Origin of the sequence: Arcicella gelida (genome assembly GCF_034931025.1) — a bacterium.
GTDB lineage: Bacteria > Bacteroidota > Bacteroidia > Cytophagales > Spirosomataceae > Arcicella > Arcicella gelida.
This window is the reverse complement of record NZ_JAYGIL010000026.1, coordinates 63,554-84,889: the sequence shown is the minus strand read 5'-3', so window position 1 is coordinate 84,889 and position 21,336 is coordinate 63,554. Positions and strand designations below refer to the sequence as shown.

At 35.6% G+C, this 21,336-nt stretch carries 12 protein-coding genes; 3 read left to right on the top strand and 9 right to left on the bottom strand.

Going from position 1 to position 21,336, the window contains the following annotated elements:
- The first annotated feature begins 6 nt into the window (after positions 1-6).
- The 3 genes from VB776_RS18205 to VB776_RS18195 all read left to right on the top strand — a co-directional run bounded on the left by VB776_RS18205 (position 7) and on the right by VB776_RS18195 (position 2,459).
- Positions 7-1,314, top strand: a complete 1,308-nt coding sequence (locus VB776_RS18205; protein WP_323698307.1) for a Kelch repeat-containing protein — start codon at positions 7-9, stop codon at positions 1,312-1,314.
- A gap of 14 nt (positions 1,315-1,328) precedes the next feature.
- On the top strand, positions 1,329-1,721 hold the full coding sequence (locus VB776_RS18200) for a hypothetical protein (protein WP_323698306.1): 393 nt from the start codon (positions 1,329-1,331) through the stop codon (positions 1,719-1,721).
- A gap of 246 nt (positions 1,722-1,967) precedes the next feature.
- The gene (locus tag VB776_RS18195) at positions 1,968-2,459 is read left to right on the top strand and encodes a Fur family transcriptional regulator (protein ID WP_323698305.1); all 492 of its coding nucleotides are present in this window, start codon (positions 1,968-1,970) and stop codon (positions 2,457-2,459) included.
- A gap of 21 nt (positions 2,460-2,480) precedes the next feature.
- On the opposite strand, the gene VB776_RS18190 is transcribed toward VB776_RS18195, so the two are convergent.
- The 9 genes from VB776_RS18190 to VB776_RS18150 form a co-directional block, all read right to left on the bottom strand.
- Positions 2,481-3,419, bottom strand: coding sequence for a dihydrodipicolinate synthase family protein (locus VB776_RS18190; RefSeq protein WP_323698304.1), 939 nt, complete (start codon positions 3,417-3,419; stop codon positions 2,481-2,483).
- A gap of 160 nt (positions 3,420-3,579) precedes the next feature.
- Entirely contained in the window at positions 3,580-5,130 is a 1,551-nt protein-coding gene (locus tag VB776_RS18185; RefSeq protein ID WP_323698303.1) for a sodium:solute symporter, read from the bottom strand.
- A gap of 167 nt (positions 5,131-5,297) precedes the next feature.
- On the bottom strand, positions 5,298-8,771 hold the full coding sequence (locus VB776_RS18180; protein ID WP_323698302.1) for a malectin domain-containing carbohydrate-binding protein: 3,474 nt from the start codon (positions 8,769-8,771) through the stop codon (positions 5,298-5,300).
- 44 nt (positions 8,772-8,815) lie between these two features.
- A complete protein-coding gene (locus tag VB776_RS18175; RefSeq protein WP_323698301.1) occupies positions 8,816-11,623 on the bottom strand; it encodes a glycoside hydrolase family 95 protein in 2,808 nt (935 codons plus the stop codon).
- Positions 11,624-11,740: 117 nt separating this feature from the next.
- Positions 11,741-13,288 carry an MGH1-like glycoside hydrolase domain-containing protein gene (locus VB776_RS18170; RefSeq protein WP_323698300.1) on the bottom strand — a complete coding sequence of 516 codons (1,548 nt, stop codon included), beginning with the start codon at positions 13,286-13,288 and terminating at the stop codon, positions 11,741-11,743.
- Positions 13,289-13,338: 50 nt separating this feature from the next.
- Positions 13,339-16,101, bottom strand: coding sequence for an alpha-d-galacturonidase (locus VB776_RS18165; RefSeq protein ID WP_323698299.1), 2,763 nt, complete (start codon positions 16,099-16,101; stop codon positions 13,339-13,341).
- Positions 16,102-16,425: 324 nt separating this feature from the next.
- On the bottom strand, positions 16,426-18,618 hold the full coding sequence (locus VB776_RS18160; protein ID WP_323698298.1) for an alpha-L-rhamnosidase-related protein: 2,193 nt from the start codon (positions 18,616-18,618) through the stop codon (positions 16,426-16,428).
- 18 nt (positions 18,619-18,636) lie between these two features.
- A complete protein-coding gene (locus tag VB776_RS18155) occupies positions 18,637-20,220 on the bottom strand; it encodes a sodium:solute symporter family transporter (protein ID WP_323698297.1) in 1,584 nt (527 codons plus the stop codon).
- The gene (locus VB776_RS18150) at positions 20,220-21,308 is read right to left on the bottom strand and encodes a Gfo/Idh/MocA family protein (RefSeq protein WP_323698296.1); all 1,089 of its coding nucleotides are present in this window, start codon (positions 21,306-21,308) and stop codon (positions 20,220-20,222) included. Before VB776_RS18150 ends, VB776_RS18155 begins: the two co-directional genes overlap by 1 nt.
- Between the last annotated feature and the right edge of the window lie 28 nt (positions 21,309-21,336).

The window sequence follows — 21,336 nt, the reverse complement described above, 5'->3', positions numbered from 1 at the left end:
AAACCCATGAAAAAAATACAATTATTTATTCTCGCTTCTCTTCTGTTTTCAATAGGTGCTTGTAAAAAAGACGAGCCTGTAACTGAATCCACATCACTTTACATGGAAGAAGGCTATGTTGTTAGTTCATTGTCGCAATCTACCGCCAGTAACGCTTATTATGTTGGCTATTATAACAGTATTCCAGGCGAAAATCTCGATTTGACGACCAAATCATCTTATGAATATTTCTATCCAAGAGCTACTTGGAAAAATTTCATGTTTGGGCAATCGCTCAAAGCAGAACAAACGCTTTCGAAAATTGCGGTTTCAAAAGCGACTGGCTTATTGACCGAAGTTGCCTCAATTCCTTTGCTAAGTTATGTTTGGGATGTAGAAATCATTAATGAAAATCTTGGCGTCTATACCACTGGCGTAAACCATTCGGTACATTTGTTTAACCCGACAACGATGGAAAAGTTGGGAGACATAGATATGTCTAAGGCAAAAGATTTTCCTGCAAACGAGCGAAATAATTACAATACCATTATCTACAGAAAGCAAGATAATAAGTTATTTCTGCCACTATATACAGACAATACTAAAACGGGTTCTTTTTATGATGCTCAGGATGTTTATGTTGAAGTAATCAATTTGACGACAAAGCAATGGGAAAAAACTTTGATGATAGAACAAGCAATGTATCCAGTATCAAGAGGTTTAGAAAATAATATGGTAGATGAAACTGGAAATATTTATATTCTAACACAAGGCTCTTATGGACTAGATAATCAACTCGGTATCAATTCAGCCAAGCGTTCTCGTCCACAAATTTTGAAAATTCCAGCAAACAGTACAGAATTTGACGCCACTTATAAATTTAATCCTGTCGATGCTATTGGGCTAAACTCACTCTTGGTACAATTAGCAATGGGTACAATTTATCATGAAAATGGAATTGCTTTTGCCGCAGTGTCTGGACAATCAAATTCTGCAAGAGTATTAGAATTAGTAGGGAAATTGGCGAACGGAACAATTACAGCCGTGGAGTATCAAGAATTATCAAATAGCGTATTTAATGACCCAGACCAACGTTGGGTAAAGTTAGATTTGAATGCAAAAACAGCCAGTATTATTCAAGATATTCCTTTAACTGCCGCTTATGCCTATCCATTTTCGTATAAATATGACGGCAAATTTTATTTCAATGTAAACAATACGACTTTGGGTTTAAATGGCTTTTATGTGTACGACCCAGCTACAGGGAAATCCACAAAAAGTACTAATATCTCTAAAGGAGGAATGACAAATCATTTCATTAAACTAAGCAAATAAACCTTTTTACTCAAATGAACAATTCACAAAAGATAGTAACACTTTGGATATTATTCGTGGTGTGTATGATTCTCCATTTCAATTATCACGTTGGTGAACTTTTTTATGGAGTTGATATTAAAAGACCAAATGCCAATGGTGTTGTTCCAACAAGTGCCGCCATTATCAGATTTGTCTTTGAAATATTACCGATGATGTTGGTGACTTTCATACTTTTTATTGAAAAACCAATCATACGTCAAATCAACTTTTATCTTTCAATACTTTTTAGCTTGGCAAACTTGGCTCATTTAGTAGAAGAATTCATGAGTCCAAAACTGGATTTATCACAGTTAAACCTACTAAGCTTTGTATTTGTTAGTAGTTTATTGCTAAACCTTGCAAGTTGGCGATGGATAAAAGAGTAAAAGTATTTTTCAAAGAATAGATTTCCTAAGATTCAACTTTTTCTAATTTCATGTTATGCCAATTGAAAAATAATTTCAACTAAATCTTATTGTTTTTTATTTAGATTTAGTCTAATTTCACACAATAATCAAGTATGAAGAATATAACACAAGTACACAATCATGATTTGTGTGCTTGTGTTAAGTATATTTTACACCTTTCAAAATTATAAGGAAACAATCTATCAATTATATCATCAATAGTGAATGGCATTATCGAATATCAGTATCGTTAAAAAATCTTTTCAGGAGTTCCTTGATACAAAAGGATACCGCAAAACGCATGAGCGATTAACAATCCTTGAGCATATTTACCAAAGAAATGACCATTTCGAAGCAGATGAATTGTATTTGGCTCTAAAACATTTGAATTATCATGTCAGCCGAGCTACAGTCTATAATACCTTAGAGTTACTTGTCGAAGCAGATTTAATTATCAAACATCAATTTGGGAATAAAATCTCCTCAAGATACGAGAAAGCTTATGCCAGACGTCAACACGACCATATTGTATGTGTTGATTGTCAGAAAGTTACGGAATTTTGTGACCCAAGAATACAGAATATTCAGAATATGGTCGAAGAGTTTTTTAATTGTGAAATCCTTCATCATTCTCTCACATTTTACAGTAAATGCAAACAAGTTGACTGTAGTGAAAGAATGATGAAGAATCTCAAAGAACAAAATAATGAAAAGTAAATTGCTCTAAATTAGGCAGTTTTAGTAATTCAGTGCCATTTTCAAGTCTAATTCGTCTTGTAAAAGTCCGTAGTTATTATAAAGCGTTTCGATTTCTTTGGTTATTGAAGTCGTGAAATTACCTACTTTCCTACGAGTAAAAGTCGAAATATCTAAACCTCTTTTTTGCAAGAAATATTTTGAAACTATAGGATATACGTTGTGCATTACATCCATGTTATCAATTAAAAATTGTTGTACTCTGGCAACTTCACTTTGCTGAGAATCATCGTCATAATTATCGCAAAGCCATACAATCAATTCTGGAAAATAATTTCCTTGAATACAAGAAAGTCCAGCCGAACCTGCTTTCAGTGAATCCACTGCATGAGCCATATAAGCATCATACAAACCAAATTTATATCCTTCAGTCAGCTTAATTTTCTCTTTTACTTGTTCAATATCCAAACAAGTATCTTTGTGATAAATTACTCTTCCCGTTTCTACAAAACCTTTTAATTGTGTAGGCGAAAGTACTCTTTTATAAGGAACGGGACATTCATAAAAGCCCACTGGAATTTTTTCTGTTTTATCTAATAAAGAAAAAACTCTTTCATTAAATACTTCATCGGCTTCATTTTCATCTGCTAACAAACTGGTTATCAAGATGACAGCTTCTGTTCCAGTATCGTTTACTCTTTTTACAAAATCAGCTTGTTTTTCGATTGCTCCGCCAAAAGTGCCAGTTGCTACAACGGGAACTGCTCCATTCACTACTTTAATAACGTGTTCTATTGATTGTATTCTTTCTGGATCTGAAAGCTCAAACATTTCACTCGACAAGCAATTAGCAAATAAACCGCTCGCTCCAGCTTCTAAATAGATTTCTGTGAGTTTTGTTAAAGCATCAAAATCAATATATCCATTGTCATTAAAAGGCGTAAGCATGACTGGGATAAATCCTTTTCTCGATTTTTCCATTTTTTTAAATTAGATAATCTGTTTCACCAAAGACGTTCAAAGTCACACGCTCAACACAAGCGTAAACTAACTTCTGAACAAAAAAGGACACAGAGATTCGGGGAGTAAAACGCTACCGTTTACACCAAAATTTATAATGATTAAAGTTTATTATTATCTTTTAAGCTCGTTTTTTCAGTTTTGTAATAAGAATTCCAGTCAGGAAAATACTTAGTGTTCCTATTACGATAATCATATTTTTATGCAGTGTATTTCTTAAAAAAGCATACTCTTCTGGCAAATTTGAAGAGAATGTCATCCAAATAATGACCAAAATCCCAATAATAGTTGCTAAAAAAGCTTCATGGTTTTTAGTTTGACGGCTGATAATTCCTAATAAAAATAAGCCTAACATTCCCGCCGCAAAAATTCCTGATAATTGCCACCAAACATCTAAAATACTTTTTACGCCAATCATTGCAATTCCCGTTCCCATTCCCAACAAACCAAAAACTACTGTTGCGATGTGGAGTAAATTCATTTGTTTCTTTTCGCTATTGTTTTTACTGATGTATCGTTGATAAATATCTACAGAAAAAACTGTTGCCGATGAATTCATTCCTGAACTAATGGTACTCATTGCTGCTGATAAAATAGCTGAAATAATTAAGCCCATTAATCCCGCTGGGATTTTCGTTACCATAAAATGTGGCATTACTTTATCGCCATAATCTGCTGGTTGTAAAGTTGCCATCATTGCCTGAATTTCTGTTGGCGATGCGTTGGGCAATCGCTCAAGAGCAACTTGGTGTTTTATGGCTTCAATCAGCTCTGGGTTTACTTGATAATAAGCAAACAAACATGCACCTATCACAAAGAAAATTAAAGACGCTGGCACATATAACCACACACAAAGCCATAGTGATTTTGAAGCCTCCTTCACCGAAGTTGTTGTATGATAGCGTTGAATATAATTTTGATCCATCCCAAAATTATTCAGGTTGATAAAAAAACCATACAACAAAACCACCCAAAACGATGAATCTACAAAATCAGGCGAAAAACTGCCTAAACTAAACTTATTATTCGATACTCCAATGTCAATAATTTTACCCACTCCACCTTGCATCTCACTGATAATCAGATACAAAATCAAGATTGCCCCAAAAGTTTTTATCACAGCCTGAACTACTTCTGTCCAGATAACTGCCTCAATTCCACCTAAAACGGTGTAAATAATGATACAAACGCCCATTACTAACATGATTACTTCCATTGAATAACCTGTAAGTGCCTGTAAACTAAGAGCGATTCCAAAAAATATAGAACCCATTCTAGCCAATTGTGTCAATAAAAAACAAACAACAGCGTAAGTTCTAGCCCAAGCACCAAAACGATGTTCGAGGTGCGTATAAGCTGATACTTCTCCCGTATTTCGATAAAAAGGCACAAAATATTTCGACGCAACCCAAGCCGCCAAAGGCATCGATAAACTGAATACAAAAGCATTCCAATTTGAACCAAAAGCTTTGCCCGGTACACCTAAAAATGTGTTACTACTCAAGAAAGTAGCATAGATAGATGCTCCGATTGCCCAACCCGGAATTTTGCCAGAGGCTGTTGTAAATTGTTCAGCGTTTTTATTCTTTCTCGAAAAATAAAACCCTACCAAAACCATCCCTATCAGGTAAATAATAATGATGGCTAAATCAAAAAATGGAAGGTTTTTCATGTATGCTAAATCGGGATTGTATGATTATAAAACTGTGTTTTGTTCCATATTCAACAGGACAAATATACAGTAGTATTTCTCTGATTATTTATAGGATTTTTCTTTTGTATTATACGATATTATCTTCTTCTGAAAATTTTTGCCAACTTTTTAGACAAATCAGCAATTTATTGCACATCAATAGCATCAATGCTTAGATTTTCAGCATCTTCAGCCATCAATTTTATTTGATAAGTTCCTGCATTAATCATTGTTCCAGTACTTGTATTGTAATAACTCCATTTACCTTTTTTGGAAGGCGGGAAAGATATTAAATCTCCTTTTTTTATCACAGTTCCATTCGTTGCAACAATCGCTAACCTTGCCTGCAAAACTTTATCACTTGAATTATGATACTTTATCGTTAACGAATAAGTATCGGCAACACCCACTGAAATTGTCCATTCTAAAGCATCGCCAGATGGCTTTTTGAAAGATACTCTTTCTTTTTCCATCAATATTTCTTTCACGGCACCTCCTAGCAATTTAGCTTCTGTGGCTTTATAACTTTTTACGGTTTTTAAATCATAAGCTGGTTCAATGGTACTACTTTGGTTAATCATCAACAAGTAATGTTCGGAATTCTCTGGATTTTTACCCAGCGTTAGCTCCTCTCCTAGCGATAAGCGTTTTCTTAAAACTTTATAAGCTATATTGTTTTGAGAAGTACTTTCGATGAACGAACCCGTTTCTTCAAAACCATTAAGCCAATTTGGTTTTTGAATGATTGATGTTGGCACAGCTACAAAAACATCAATATTTTCTGTGGCTGTAAATGTAAGCTTTTCTGTGTTCTCATTTTTGGAAAACTGTAGGGATGTTGCACTGTACAAATTAGAAGGCAATGAAGTAAACTGTGCTTTATCGTCTGCATATACTTTATCGCCTGTATCCAACCAATATTGCATTTTTGTATCAGCATTTGCTTCTTTTATTTGAATCAAGCCTGAATTTTGGGCAACTGTAATTAATTTTTTATCCAAACTAGCAATCGCAATGGCTGAAATAAGTGCTTGCCCAGCCTTGGCATTCGGGAATGAAATCACTAATCGACCTCCTTTAATTTTTACTTTCACTGTTTTTTTCAATGCTCCATCGTGTCCCACTTCTTTCCAGATATCTACATTTTTCAAAACCGTTTGTTCGTTTACTGAAACATCAAATAAACGCCAAGCCGAACAATTCATTCCACCACCTGTGCCAAGCCAAGGTTCAGTAAAATACAATTCTACCAAATATTCTCCGTCTGGAACATTAAAATGATACTTCAATTTTTCACGTCCATAACGAAATGTCTGAAATAATTGCCAATCTTGCGTATCAGCAATTGGGTCATTGGTTTTTCTTTGACTAGCAAAAAAACTTGGCATTCCTTTAAAATCATCTGCCCAAGAACTTGAACCCCAAGTATTTTTGTCGGTTTTATGCTGGTCGGCTAACCATTTATTTCCTTGATGGTCAATGTACTTATTTCCACCACAATTTACTCTGTACAAATATTGATAGTCTTTTTTGGCACTCATTACTTCTTGCTTAGTCGAATAAAACTGCTGAAAATGTGGAGCTTTCGGTAAATGATTGAGTACGATATAATCTTTTGCTACAGCTTTTCCATTTACATAAGCCACCGCATACAAAACATTGTATTGAATATCTACGCCATCCCATTGAAAATGTGTACCAATGCCATTTCGTTTTCTTTTTCCGAGCGAAACATGATTGACGTCGTTAAATAACTCTACTTCATCAGCATTAGAATACACAACAATACTGTCTTTTTTGCCAGTTTTCGTCCAACGGTCTGCCCAAGTATGCGAAGAAATATACACCATCGGCTCTTTTATTTTAGAAGCATAATTTGCCCGAAACATATAAAAAACATCTAATGGTTCTTCCCAAGGTGTTAATAAGCCTTTATAATTTACAGGACCAACACGGTCGATTTCTCGCAAACCTTCTCCGCCTTGTACTCTTCCAGGATTATCATGTGAATTGAACAACCAAAAGAAATGTCCCGTCGTTTTGTCTTTTGCAGCTTCCGCCAAACGTACTTTCAGTTCCATCAAATTGGTCATTTTGTCTTCGCTGAAACCTTGATTTTTGTGTAAATCTATGGTTCGCCAAGCACCGTATTCACCAATTAAGACTTGTCTTTCAACGTCTTCCCCATACAAATTCGGGTCACCACCATAAGTACCTGTCCAGTTTTGCGGAACGTCCCAATCTGTTCCTTTCCCTCCGTTGCAGGTCGTTACTTTTCTTTGTGAAGAAGCCGTTGGGTCTAACTGACGAATCAATTCCGTACATTCTTTAGCAAAATCTTCGGGCAAAGTACTTTCGTTTTCTAAACCCCAAAGTACAATCGAAGGACTATTTCGACGTTCTTTAATCCAATCTTTTAAAAGTGTTTTAAAATTTTCTCTGAAAGCAGGCGTATCGTACCAAACATGTGCAGCCATTTGTGGCCACCACAAAATTCCCGATTCGTCCCAATATTGCTGATAACGCAAATTATGAGGTTGATGTGCATCCCGAAAGGCGTTGAAACCAGCCGCTTTAATTTGTTGTACTCTGGCATGAATTTGCTCTTTGCTAAAGGCATGACTATTCCCAATCAGGTGTTCATATTCTGCAATGCCATTGATAAAAACAGGCTTTCCATTCAATAAAAACTGTTTTGCACCTTTTCTACCAATTGGCCAACTGATGGTACGAATGCCATAGTATGTCTTTATTTCATCAATCAAATTACCATTTTCAATGATTTTAGTGCGTACTTGATACAAATACGGATTCTCAATCGACCAAAGGATGGGATTTTTAATTTCAGGAAATTGCTGATTGATATTAGCAACGGCATTGAAAGCAAGCATGATTTTTGAACTTACTTCACTTACTTTCTCTCCATTTTTATTGAATAATTCATTCAGGATTATCAGTGATTTAGGCTTATTCCCATAATTTTTAATTTCTGTAGAAAGATGCAATAAAGCAGATTTTTCAGAAGCAGTAGAATCATTCCAAATATGAATTCCGAAAGGTTGAATCCGTACTTCATTCGTAATGACTAAATGCACTGGACGAAAAATGCCCATCGGTTGCGAGCCTTCCGAAAAACCCCGTTCTGGAGAACAGCCACCACAAACCCAAGGTAAATCTTGAATATTCGCTGGATGGTCAGCACGAACTGCCAAAGTATTTTCTTGGTTTTGAGTCAGAACAACATCCGTCACATCCAAAGTAAAAGTTGTTCTTCCGCCTGCATGAGTACCTACTTTTTTACCATTCAGCCAAACGCTTGCATAAGAACTTACACCTTCGAAATACAGAAAAAAACGCTTCCCATTTTTGAGTTCATGTACTTTAAACGTTTTACGATACCACGCATAACCATGTTTATTGCCATGAAGCATTCGGCGATAACCTTCGTATTGATCCCAATTATGTGGCACATTTACTTTTTTCCAATTTTTGACAGAAAAAGTACTCGTTTCAAAACCTGAAAAATTATCAAGCGAATCTTTAGCAACTGTAAACCAATTATTATCTAATGAAATATCTTTCCGAAGAAGTGTTTGTGCTTTGAGCTGCGTTGAATTCAACAGCAAAAAAGTCAAACAAAATAAACTATAAAAGCATCTTTTCATTATTTCAATTCACCATTAAATGTATAAACTTTCCCTATTGTCGTTTTGAAATCTATTTCCTTCTTTCCGTATCTCAAATAACAATGTTCTCCTGCTTTTGAAAGAATATTTAGTTTTGTCAACTTCCCATTTTTCCAAGTAAAATCTAATTCGAAACCACCTCTTGCTTTAATGCCTTTCACGTTTCCTTCTTGTAAATCAGTGGGTAAAGCGGGGAAAATATCTATGTATTTTGTATGACTTTGCAAAAGCATTTCGGCAATACCAGCTGAACCACCAAAGTTTCCATCAATTTGAAAAGGTGGATGTGCATCAAATAAATTGACATAAGAACCGCCAGCACCACTGGCAGGACGAATCAACATTTTAATCATTTTCATGGCATGGTCACCATCTTTGAATCTTGCCCAAAAATTGATTTTCCAAGCTAAACTCCACCCTGTTCCTTCATCTCCACGATAAATTAAGGATTGTCTAGCCGCCTTCATCATTTCTGGAGACTCTTCCCAAGTAATATCATTTCCGGGATGCGCACCCCATAAATGCGAAACATGGCGATGTTTGTTGGTGCTATCGTCTTTATCTTCCAACCATTCTTGTAATTGTTCGTACTTCCCAATTTGATTGGGTGCTATCTGCTTATATTTTGTCAATAAAGTATCCCGAAATTTCTCGTCTAAATTCAATATTTTACTCGCTTCAATACAGTTTTTAAACAGATTTCTAATAATCTGATGATCCATCGTTGGTCCAGCCACCAAGCCACCATTCTCTGGAGAATTAGCTGGCGTACTGATTAACCAACCCGTTTTTGGGTCTTTTACTAGAAAATCAACAAAAAATTCAGCCGCTCCTTTCATGATAGGATATGCTTTGTTTTTTAAGAAATTTTTATCTTGCGTAAACAAATAATGTTCCCAAAGATGTTGACTCAACCATCCGCCACCACTTACCCAAATACCATGATTTGACGCATTGATGGGTGCAGTTCCCCGCCAAATATCTGTGTTATGATGCACCAACCAACCACGTGCATTGTAATGAGTTTTAGCAGTTTCTTCACCATTTTTTGCCAATTCATCAATCATCTTAAAAAGTGATTCGTGCATAGGTGAAAGATTTAGTACTTCTGCTGGCCAATAATTCATTTCTGCATTGATGTTAGTGGTGTATTTACTTCCCCAAGGTGGCGTAAGCAAATCATTCCAAATGCCTTGCAAATTGGCTGGATGTGTACCTAATCTTGAAGTAGCAATCAACAAATAGCGACCGTACTGAACATATAATGCTGCAAATGATGGGTCTGAATGATGTTGAAATTGCTGTATTCTTTCGTCGGTTGGAAGGTTTTCGTACTTATCTTTTCCAAAATCAATCGAAAAAGTATTGTAATATTGTTGATACTCTTTTAAATGTTTTTGCTTGATTTTGGCAAAATTTTGCGAAGTAGCAAGCTTACTTTTTTGAATACTGGCTAGTCTTTGCTGACAAATAGCAACAGGATTTCCCGAAGTGTTTTTATAATCAATAAAATTTGTAGCGGCTACCAAATATAAGCTTACTTCATCAGCATTCTCGACTGAAATCTTATTATTTTCTATCGAAATTTTTCCGTTTTTCGCTTGAATCAATAGCCTACTTTCTCCTTTTAAAACGCCATTTCTAACCGCTACAGATAAACTTAAAGTATGTTTATCAAGCTGACGAACAATATACTTTTTATGCGGACTACTAAAACTTGCCTCAAAACTGATACTTTTTAACTGACTGGCAGAAAGGTGAATAACAATGGCTTGGTCGGGTTCGCTGGCAAAGTATTCTCTCGTAAATTGAATGCCTTTTGAAGTAAAACTTGTTTTGGCAATGGCTTCTGAAAGCGATAATTCTCTTTGGTAATTACTAATATTTCCAAGTCCTTTAAAATCAAGGAACAAATCTCCAAAAGGCTGATAATCTGCTTGATATTTCCCAACGGCTGGTGGTTCATCGTTTTGAATAAAGTATTTCCAATCTTTTACCAAAGAAATTCTTTGTACTCCATTTTCATTCACTGGATAAATTCCGATGTGGCGAGTCGTGTCTTTGTAACCCGCAATTCCGCCTTTGTCAAAATAATTTATTACTTGAATGGCGATGCTATTTTTTCCTACTTTCAGTACTTCAGCAGGAATTACATACTTTCTGACGTCTGTATTATTGGTATTGCCAATTAATTTTCCATTGATATAAGTGAAATCTTGATCCCGTACTCTGTTTAAATCCAAAATCAGGTTTTTACCTTTCCAGTTTTCAGGTAAATCGAAAGTGGTTTTGAACCAAACTGCACCGTCTAAACCTTCAAACCCTACGGTTTCCCAACCTTCATAAGTTGGCACTTTAATCGTTTTCCAAGCTGAATCATCAAAATCTTCTGTGGCTGGATTTCCAGAAATATCTTTTAATCGACGAACTTCAGCTAACCATTCTTCACGTTTCCCTTCGTTACTTTTGGTTCCCATGAATGTTGCTTCCGCCAATTGTTCTGCCTCTTTTTGCTTTCCTTCTTGTAATAATTGTCGGATTTTGCCTAAGTATTTAGCAGCATCTGGATGGTTATAATTACGTGGTTCACCCGTCCAAAGTGTTTCTTCATTGAACTGAATTCTATCTTTTTCAACACCTCCAAAAACCATTGCACCAAGTCTTCCATTTCCAATTGGCAAAGCATCCGTCCATTTTTCCGCAGGCTTTTTGTACCAAAGTTTATAAGCTTGAGCATTGGTTAGCAATGGTAAGAAAATGAAAAGAGCAAGGCTTTTTAAGTTCATGAGTTTCGGGTTTATGAGTCTATGAGTTTAGAGTTTATGAGTTTAGAGTTTATGAGTAGATTATTCGATAAAAGAATAAAATTTACTCATAAACTTTTTACTCATGAACTCATAAACTTAAAAACTCCCTTTCAATTGTTTTAATTTTTTAGCTTTAGCAATTTGTTTTCCATCAACAAATACCATGAAACCTTTTCCTTTTCCGTATTTTTTTCCTGTTTTATCCCAAAGAATTGTCAGGTTTTTTCCGTGATAAAAAACATTATCTAAACAAAACCAATCCCATTGCTTTTCAGGAATTAATGGTTTGATTTCAAGAATATTATCTGCTCTTGGCTTTAATCCAACCAAATCATTGATAATCAAATCTGCAAAACTTGAGTGATTATAAAACTTACTTCTTGGATTATCACCTTTCAACCATTCTCCATTTTTTTCATCCTGATACTCTCCTAGATACAATTTGCCGTTCATTTGATGCGAGTTGGCATATTTGTGTAATTCATCGTAAAAAACTTGAGCATTCATTGCTCCATGATTTTTATAATTTGTCAACAAATTCGATAAGCCTTTTAAGGTTTGCGTAGTGGCATAAGGCCAAAGTGGACCATCCCATTCACAACCGTGACCAGAACCATGCGTTCTAAATAATGGGTGACGACGTTCGGCGGTAGTAAGTCCCCAAGGTGCTTTAAAACCTGTTGTATCAATCAATTGATTCCAGGCTTTGGCAATATTGGCTTTATCATCTGGCAAATTAAAGTACCAAGGAATAAACCCTATGGCTTCACGAGCATCCGAAAATCCATTTGTCTTTTCAAGTTTTACTTTGAAAAAACTAGCTTTTTCATCCCAAAGATTATCAATTGCCAATTTTCTAAGCTCAGTTGCTTTTGCTTCATATTTTTGGGCTAAAGTATCATTCTGCACTAATTTCGCCATTGCTACTAAAGCTTTGGCATTTCCGTACATATAACTATTGATAGTCGGACGAATATTTTTTTCTTTTCTACCACCGCTGATAGATTCTTCCATCGCATCTTTTACATCAAATTGATAGAAAAGTTGATTAGGCAATTGCTTTTCTACTTCCCATTTTCTGTAATCTGCCTCTAATGTCAAAAGATTTTTTTCGATAAAAGCTTTATCCAAATTGACCAAATAACGATTGTAAACGGCATCGTCAATCCAGCTACTAAAACCATGAAAACGCTGAACGGTATGCTTCGGATCAACATCCAACCAGAAGGAAGTATATTCATTGATATATTGCTGATTACGCAACCAACGTCCTTCATAAATATGATGTCCCAAAGCACTACTTACGGCATTGTGCTTGCCTGCGTGATTTACTTTGGTGATAAATTCCGTGAAAATAAAGCCATCTGGCGTTTGTTTGAGATGCTTACGCAATGCCCACCAACGATAATAATATACTTTTTGAATGACAGAATCTGGACATTCAAAAAGTGGAATATTCTGGGAAAGCCATTCGAAAGATTGGGCATTTGGCACAAAGTTTACGACTGCTTCGTCGTCTGAGGCGTTAAATTCTGTGACAAAATTTTTAAGTTTATCTGTCGATAAAATATTTGCTTTTTGGGCGAAAGTATTACTTATTACAAAGAGTAAAAGTATGGTGATAAGATTTGATTTGTATTTCATTTTTTGAACCTTTAAACCTATAAGGTTTATGTGGGAGGAATTAAAATCTATTACTCAAATAGCCAATCAATATTTTTGTTATTTCCTGCTAAACCTGCATCTGAAATTGGAATTTCTTGATTGCCTTTCATAAAACCTAAAACCAAACAAGCTCCTTTTCCTAAATTCAAAGTATGCGTGCCAGCTTTGAAAGAGTAAGCATGAATATTTACCGCTGGAAATCCTGCAATCAATACTGCATTTGAAATCTTAATTTCCGACTGACCATAATCATTAGCACTTGCATCTGTTTCTAATTCAGGTGCTTGCAAGAATTTACGATTTTTATCATTGAAAAAGCCCACTAAAAGTTTTACAGGTTCTGTCGTTGTAAATGTCAAACTTGTTCCAACTGTTTGTTGCTTTTCTCTACTAAATTTCAAGCCTTTTAATTGCTTTAATTGAACGGCTAAATCAGTAATTGCCGATAAAGTATCTGTAAATACTTGCTGAACTTTTTCATTTTGATAAAACCCTTCTATCCCTGATGAAACTTTTACATCCACACTTTCAAAGAGAATTGGTTGTTTTACTGAAACATTTTTTTGAGACTTCAGCGAATCAATTGAAAACTTAAAACGAGCTAATTCTTTTTGATAAACTGGCAACATTTCTTCCCAATGAATAAAAGTTGCATCCACACCACGCATCGGAATTTTGCGTTGTTTGGTTTGCATACTGTTGGCATACAAGTACGAATTTTTAGTATATTTTACTAAATCCGAAAAATGATTTACGCTACTTTGCAAAAGCGGTAAGGCTTTTTCTAAATCTTTCACATCATTTGAATATTTATAACGAAGTATCGAAAGACTCGCTCTTACTTTTTCTGCATAAAAATTCGCCATCGCATTGTAGCAATAAGTATCATTTTTCAAACGAGCAAACTCTGTTTTATCTTTTGTCACAAATTTGGCAGCTTTATCAATGGCTTCAACGGCTTTTTTACCATGTTCCACTACTTCATCCGCTACTCTTACAGGCGTTTCGCCAATATGTTTTTCATTTTTCCATTCTTTTTCAGCATATTCTATAATCATTTCACCTTCAGGTGCTTCCGATTCATACAACATCGTGAATAAACCATAACGGAATGGATTAATGAATTGTGTCATCAACATTCCCAAAGTAAGTGTTTGACGATTCCCGTCTGTAATGCCATAACGACGAAGTAATTTCGGAGAAATTTCTCCTGTTTCTTCTACGGCAGTCAATACATTTTTGGCTTTTTCTTGCGGTAAACCGTACTTTTTAGCCAATTCTTTTCCCCAATAGTTTACTTCATTTTCACGTTTTCTATTTGAATTCCAAGCGTATCTTGCCCAAGTTTTGTACCACATCCAATCACGGTCAACCTGCAATAAACGCTTGTCTGCTTTATCAGCCGTAAAAGGCCAATCCCAATAAGAGGCTTGTGGATACAAATGCAAAGCATTGGCTTCATAAATACTGTGCATCGCCAAAACCGATTTCTGGATAAAGTCGGGCGAGCTGTAGCGGAAAGGCTCAAGATTGGCTAAAATATGTACATTTTCTACGTGAACAGTTCCGATTCTACTCAATTTCCTATGTAATTCAGCCCAAGAACCTCTTGGCGTATAAGTGGTCAAGGCTTCTCCGTTGAATTTTGCCATCGTGAATAAATTCTTGTACAAAGGCAATGCTTCTTTCATTACTCTTGGTGCATCGGTATCGTGTGCACGCAAAACAATTGGCGGTTCTGTTGTTTGTCCGATTGCCTTCAAACCGTCTTGCACGCCCGGAATAATAGTTTTTGTAAACCAATCAACATCATCCTGACCAACGCCTTCCATGGCTTCACCCAAAGTAATTAGCAAACCAACATTTGGATATTTTTCAACAAAAGCGGCGATAGATTTACGAGTATAATCAGCAATAATGGGAATAATCGGACGGTTTCGGTCTTGTGTTTCAAGATGATTTTTTTCGGCAAAAGGTTTCGGAATGATAATATTGTAAAACATTTGAATCACCCAAATGCCTCTTTTATCGGCTTCTTGGGTTAAAAAACGGAAAATATCTTCATTCTTTTTAAAAGTTTCATCATCAACTTCTACCGCATAAGGATACTCTTTTAATTTCACCAAAGATGAAAAAGGATGTCCATTCCATAAATACAAAGAATTATAACGGTTTTCAACCATCATGTCTAAATACTGAATCCACATGGCTTTATCATAAAACCAAGGAAAACTTTCGGGCGTGTATGGATATTCGTAAGTGCCTCTTCCTGGCAATAAAGTAGGTTTCTGTAAACCGATACAAGTACCACGCAAAACCATTTCTGGCTGTTCGCTGATATTGATTTGTTCGGATAATTTCCCTGTTTCTTTGATTTGATTTACCAATTCCAAACAACCATACAAAATCCCAGAAGCATCTTTTCCAACAATCAACATGGGTTTATTAATCGTTTTTGAAATGGAGAAACCTTCTTTCCCTAAATCCTTTTTATTGTCAAGATTGTATAAAGAAAGTATATTTTGAAGCTTTTCATCTGATAAAGTACCTACAACGATGACATTCTCAGTTTCTTTGGTATTTGAAACAGGTTTAATCTTTACTTCATAGCCAATTGTTGTTAAAGCCGAACGAAGTTTCTCTACACCAAATTTGATACGAATTTGACTAGAATCCGTTACTAAAATTGTAGCTAAACGCTTTTTTTGTGGAATTATCTCAGCGAATGTTGCTGCACTGAAGCTACAGCAAATGAGCAGGTTAAGGATAATATATTTCAAAAACTTATTCATAGAAATGAGTTGATGTATGGATAAAACAATTGGATAGCCTTTTTGCTTTTAAGAAAAATTCAATAAAGTATTAATAAAATTCAACTTGCCCAAAATAATGTTACAAATTTATTGTTAAAGCTAGGTTTTTTACTCTATCATTTTTTCTAACTATTATACAATTTTATCCTATCTAAATGACAATGCTTTTTTGATAAAAAAGATTTCAAATCTGTTAGGAAAGAACTTTTCAACACAAATCTTCATATTACCAAATTTCTCTTGAGCATTGGCAATAAAAAAACGGACGAAAATTCGCCCGTTTTTAATCAATATTCCTAAATATTATAACCCATAAAATACTTCGTAAGTCTTCCCTTTTTCAAGCGTCAACTCATACATATCGTTTGCCAAAGCTTTAATTTCTCCATCTTTGCTGCTTGGCTTTATTTTACTTTTAAATCTTAACGTTCCTACACCAGCAGCCCCAGTTACTTTGATTTGCTTGGTGCTACAATATACTTTTACATCGCCGTCGGGTGTTGGTACTTTTCCTTCTATCCATTGTAAACCGCCTAATTGTGGTTCTACTAAATAGGTTTTATAGGCGGCAGAAGTAGGTTTTACACCTAGGAAATATTTTCCAAATAAGTAAATTGGACTTGCTCCCCAAGCATGACAAAGGCTTTTCCCAAACGGGCGACCATACATGGCATAATGTTCCTCCCCTTTTTTGTTGGGATTGTATTCTTCCCAGAAAGAAGTAGCACCTAACTTCAACATTCCGCCCCAATAATCTTTCATTTCTTTCAATACATAACTTTGTTCGCCCAAAGCACAAAGTGCCTCTAATTCATAAAAACGCATATATGGCGTTGTTATTTTCTGAATTTTATCGTTCAAAAGTACATGCGTTTTTACATCTTGCTTTTTAGCTTCGTCGAGATAATTAAAGAAAATGGCAAACATATTGGCATAACGAGTTACATTTTCGGTTTGCTTTCCATCTACTCGGCTATGCACCAAAGCGTGTTTTTCGTTGTTCCAATAATTGGTGAAAAGTTTTGCTTTTAGCTCCGTTGCCAATTGTTTGTACTTTTCCTCATTTTTGGTATCGTTTACAATATTGGCACAAGTTGCCATCGTCTCTAAGCTTCTCGCCAAAAGCAATTGCTCAAAACTTACTTCTCCTTTTTTACTTAAACCTTCTGCCCAATCGATAAAAACCCAATCGCCCGTTAAGCCTTCCATCATGCCATTGCTATTTCTTCTTGACAAACAATAATCCATCAAACTTTGCATTCTTGGATAAAACTGTTGTATAAAAGTTTTGTCGCCCGTATATTGATAATAATCGTTGATACCGATAAACCAATAAAAAGTATAATCCATGATGGTATTGATGTGACTTGTCACGGGGTCTTTTCCTCTGAGTGCCAATAAAGTACGAGTAACCGAAGGAGAATCGAACAATAAATAATAGTTCATCAAATAACTTTGATAAGCATCGCCCGACCAAATCCAGCGATCACGCTTAATTCCGTCAATGAAAAACTCACGAGTATTTAGATGAAAAGTATAGTTTGAAACATCGTAAATTTTATTGATTTGTTCGTCAGAGCAACGGAAACCGCCACGGTCGGCTACAGGTAAAAACTCATACAACATTGACACTCCATCAAGAGAAACGCCAGCCTCAAATTGAACATTCACAAAACGAAAAGCTTTTGAAAGCTCCATCGACATGTCTTTTTTCTTGGCTTCATTTACTTCTATTTCGTCTAAAGTCTCGCACGTTTCAGTCGCCAACGCTTCTTCTTTAGATTCTCCGTAGTAAATTTTCAGTTTCCCTTTTCCTTTTAAACCTTGCAATTTGATAAAACCAAAAGTCTCTTTGCCAAAGTCCAATAAAAGGCTTTGGGTTTTTCTTTCTGTTTTTACAGCTTGCTGAATTTTGGTATCTAATTTGAATTTTGAAGGTGGCGTTAAAGCTGAATTAAAATTCCAGAAACCCGCATTGAGCCATTTTGTACCAGATTGATCAGAAGCTTTTCCTGTTTCGTCAATCCACTCTTTATCTTCAAAAGTAACGAGCCAAGAAGCATCAGAAACTACTTTTTTGCCTTGCACAAAAATGGCAGGAACACGGTCTTGACAAAATACTTTTAAACTTATTTTATGTTTTCCAGCAGGTACAATAATTTTTTTCGGAAAACCTGCAATCGCTTTTCCATCAATTTTCACATTGAATTGTCCTTCCACAGCCAGTAAAACTTCTTCTGCAACAGGTAAATCAAAATCTTTATGAAAATCAACTAAATTGTAATGACTATCCAATTTCCAAAATGGCGGGAAAAACGAACCACGTTCTGTTCTACGATTTTGCATTTTGTTACTCAACCAAACTTCAAAATCACCCGGATACCAAATCCAAGTAGCTTGATTTTGTGCCAAAGTAGGCGAACAAAAAGTCAGGAAAATCAAAAAAGCTAACAGCTTTGTTTTGAGAGAAATTTTGGTGGAAAGTATTTTCATCATTTTAATATTGAATTTTCATTAGTTAAAAAAAAGGTAAAGTCCAATCATGACAATCGTTAATAAAAGCCACGAAATCCATACTTTTTTACTTGGTTTTTCAATGCTATTTTGTTCCTCTAAAGTTGCCAGATAAACAGTTGGTACTTTATCTAACAATGAAATAATGATAGCCAACACCGTTAAAAAGGCAAAAATGAAAAAAGAAAGTAACAGATAATGCGGCCAAATAGGATATTTATCAGGCGTAAAAACCCAGAGATACATTACTCCTACACCCAAACTAAACACTGAACCAACCGAAAGTATGAAGTTTACGGCTTTCTTGGTCGTTCTTTTCCAGAAAACAGTTAACAAAAAAACAACAGCTAAAGGTGGCGCAATAAAACCCAAAACCGATTGAAAAACATCGAATAAATTTAAGCCTTTGATGCTGTCAATTGCCAAAGCCATCATGATAGCAAAAAAACAACCCGCAATTACCGTCATACGACCAACCCTGATAATTTCATTATTAGTAGCTTGAGGATTGATTTTCTTCAAATACACATCCATCGTAAAAACTGTACTTAAAGAATTGAGTGAAGAACCAATTGTTCCGACAAGTACTGCAATCAGCACAACGATGACCAAACCATTCATGCCGGGTGGGAAAAGATTCGTCACCATCGTCATATAAGCTTCAGATGGGTCTTTTAAATTTGGAAAAAGTATGTAGCATAAAATCCCCGTCAAGATAAATAAAGGCAAAGAAAGTATTTTAAGCCAAGCGATAAAGTTTACGCCTAATTGACCTTGTTCCAAATTTTTCGCTCCCAATACCGATTGAACCATTGCTTGGTCGGTACAAAAAAAAGCCACCGCCGCTACTGGATAACCCAATAAAATGGCATACCAAGGATATTTTGGGTCGCTTGCGGGATGAATTAACGTCCAATAATCAGCAGGAACGCTATGATATACTTTGGAAATTCCACCAACTTTGATAACACCCAAAACAGTAAGCGTCAGCGAAACAGCAATCAGTAAAATCATTTGAAAAACATTTACTTTAGCAATGGCTTTGAGTCCACCAGCAAAAGCAAAAAGCCCAGCAAATAATACCAAAACAATCACAGATTGCCACATAGGAATGCCCAAAATTTGTCTGACCAAAAACCCACCAGCGAACAAACCCAATGATAACCAAGAGATTAAAATTTTAATCAAGGCATACCAAGCTAAAATTGTTTGGGTAGAATCTCCATAACGTTTTCCCATAAATTCTGGCATGGTACTTACATTCGCTGCCAAGTATTTTGGTGCAAAAACAATTGCCAGCAAAAATAAAAATACAAAAGCGTACCAATCAAAATTAACGGCTACGATTCCTGTGCTGTAACCGATACTGGCAAAAGCTAGCAACATAGAAGGACCAACATTCGTCCCCCACATATTAAAGCCAATACTTGACCAACCCAATGATTTATTGGCTAAAAATAAGGTTTCTTCTTTATCAGATTTGTCTGAAAAACTTGCTCTATAACCAATAACAATCAATATCACCAAGTAGGCAACAACGATGCTATAATCTAAAATGGTTAGGCGTTCTACAATGCTTCCCATTATCTATGATTATTTAAAATGTCTGCACTTAATTGATGCGTTGCCAATACATCGGCAATTTTTACGGGTAAACCTGTTTGTAAAGATTTATCCATTGCCTGCAAAAGAGCTACAGTTCCAACACCTTCTTTGATGTTTGGATAAGCCGTTTTACCACTTTCAAGACAGTCTGCAAAGTATTCTAAATAATTTTGATACTCGCCAGCATGGTGACTTTTCCCTTCAAAACGGAAGTAATGTTTTAGTTTATGCTCCCACGTTTGTACAATTTCTTCTCCTGTGTTTGTAGTTACCGCATAACGCAAATCCATATAATCGGCTTGGCTACAGCCTTCTGTTCCTCTTAAAATACAGCTCATTTCACTATCTCGTACCACTGGCTGAACGGGGCCAGTATAAGCACCACTTACTCTGGCAATCCTTCCATCTGTTGCTTTAAAAATAAAGTGCATGGTGTCAGCATTTTTCAAACCTCCTTTCAGACCGTTTGAACTCAACATACCATAACCCATTACTTCTTCAATGTTTGGCAAATACCATCTGATAAAATCTACAGGATGGCTCAAACCACCATAAAGCCATTTAAAAGCATTTTCTAGCGACCAACCTTTGTCTAAAAACCATCTGTGGTCGGCATGATAATAGCCTTCAATCGTGATTAATTCGCCGATTAATCCTGCTTCAAAGTCGGCTCTTTGCTTTTTCATCGGTTCAAAAAAGCGTGAGCTTTGTCCTACAAATACTTTTTTGCCAGTACTTTCCGAAAGCTCTATTAATTCTTTTGCTTTCGATAAATCATCAATAAAAGGTTTTGTGCAAACAACGTGTTTTCCATGCAATAAAGCTTGTTTGGTATGTTCTGCATGAAATTTATCGGGCGTATAAATGGCGATAATATCAATGCTTTTATCGTCTAATAAATCTTGATATTCAGTTGTATAATTATGAAAGTCAAATTCTTTGGCTCTTTGCTTACACAAATCAATGTTGCGGTCGCATACTTTTACCAGTTCTAATTTTGTACTTGCCAAAGCTGCCGACATCGTACTTCTTCCTTCTCCTAAACCTAAAATTCCTAATTTCAACATTTGTATTGCTATTTTTAATTTTGAGAAT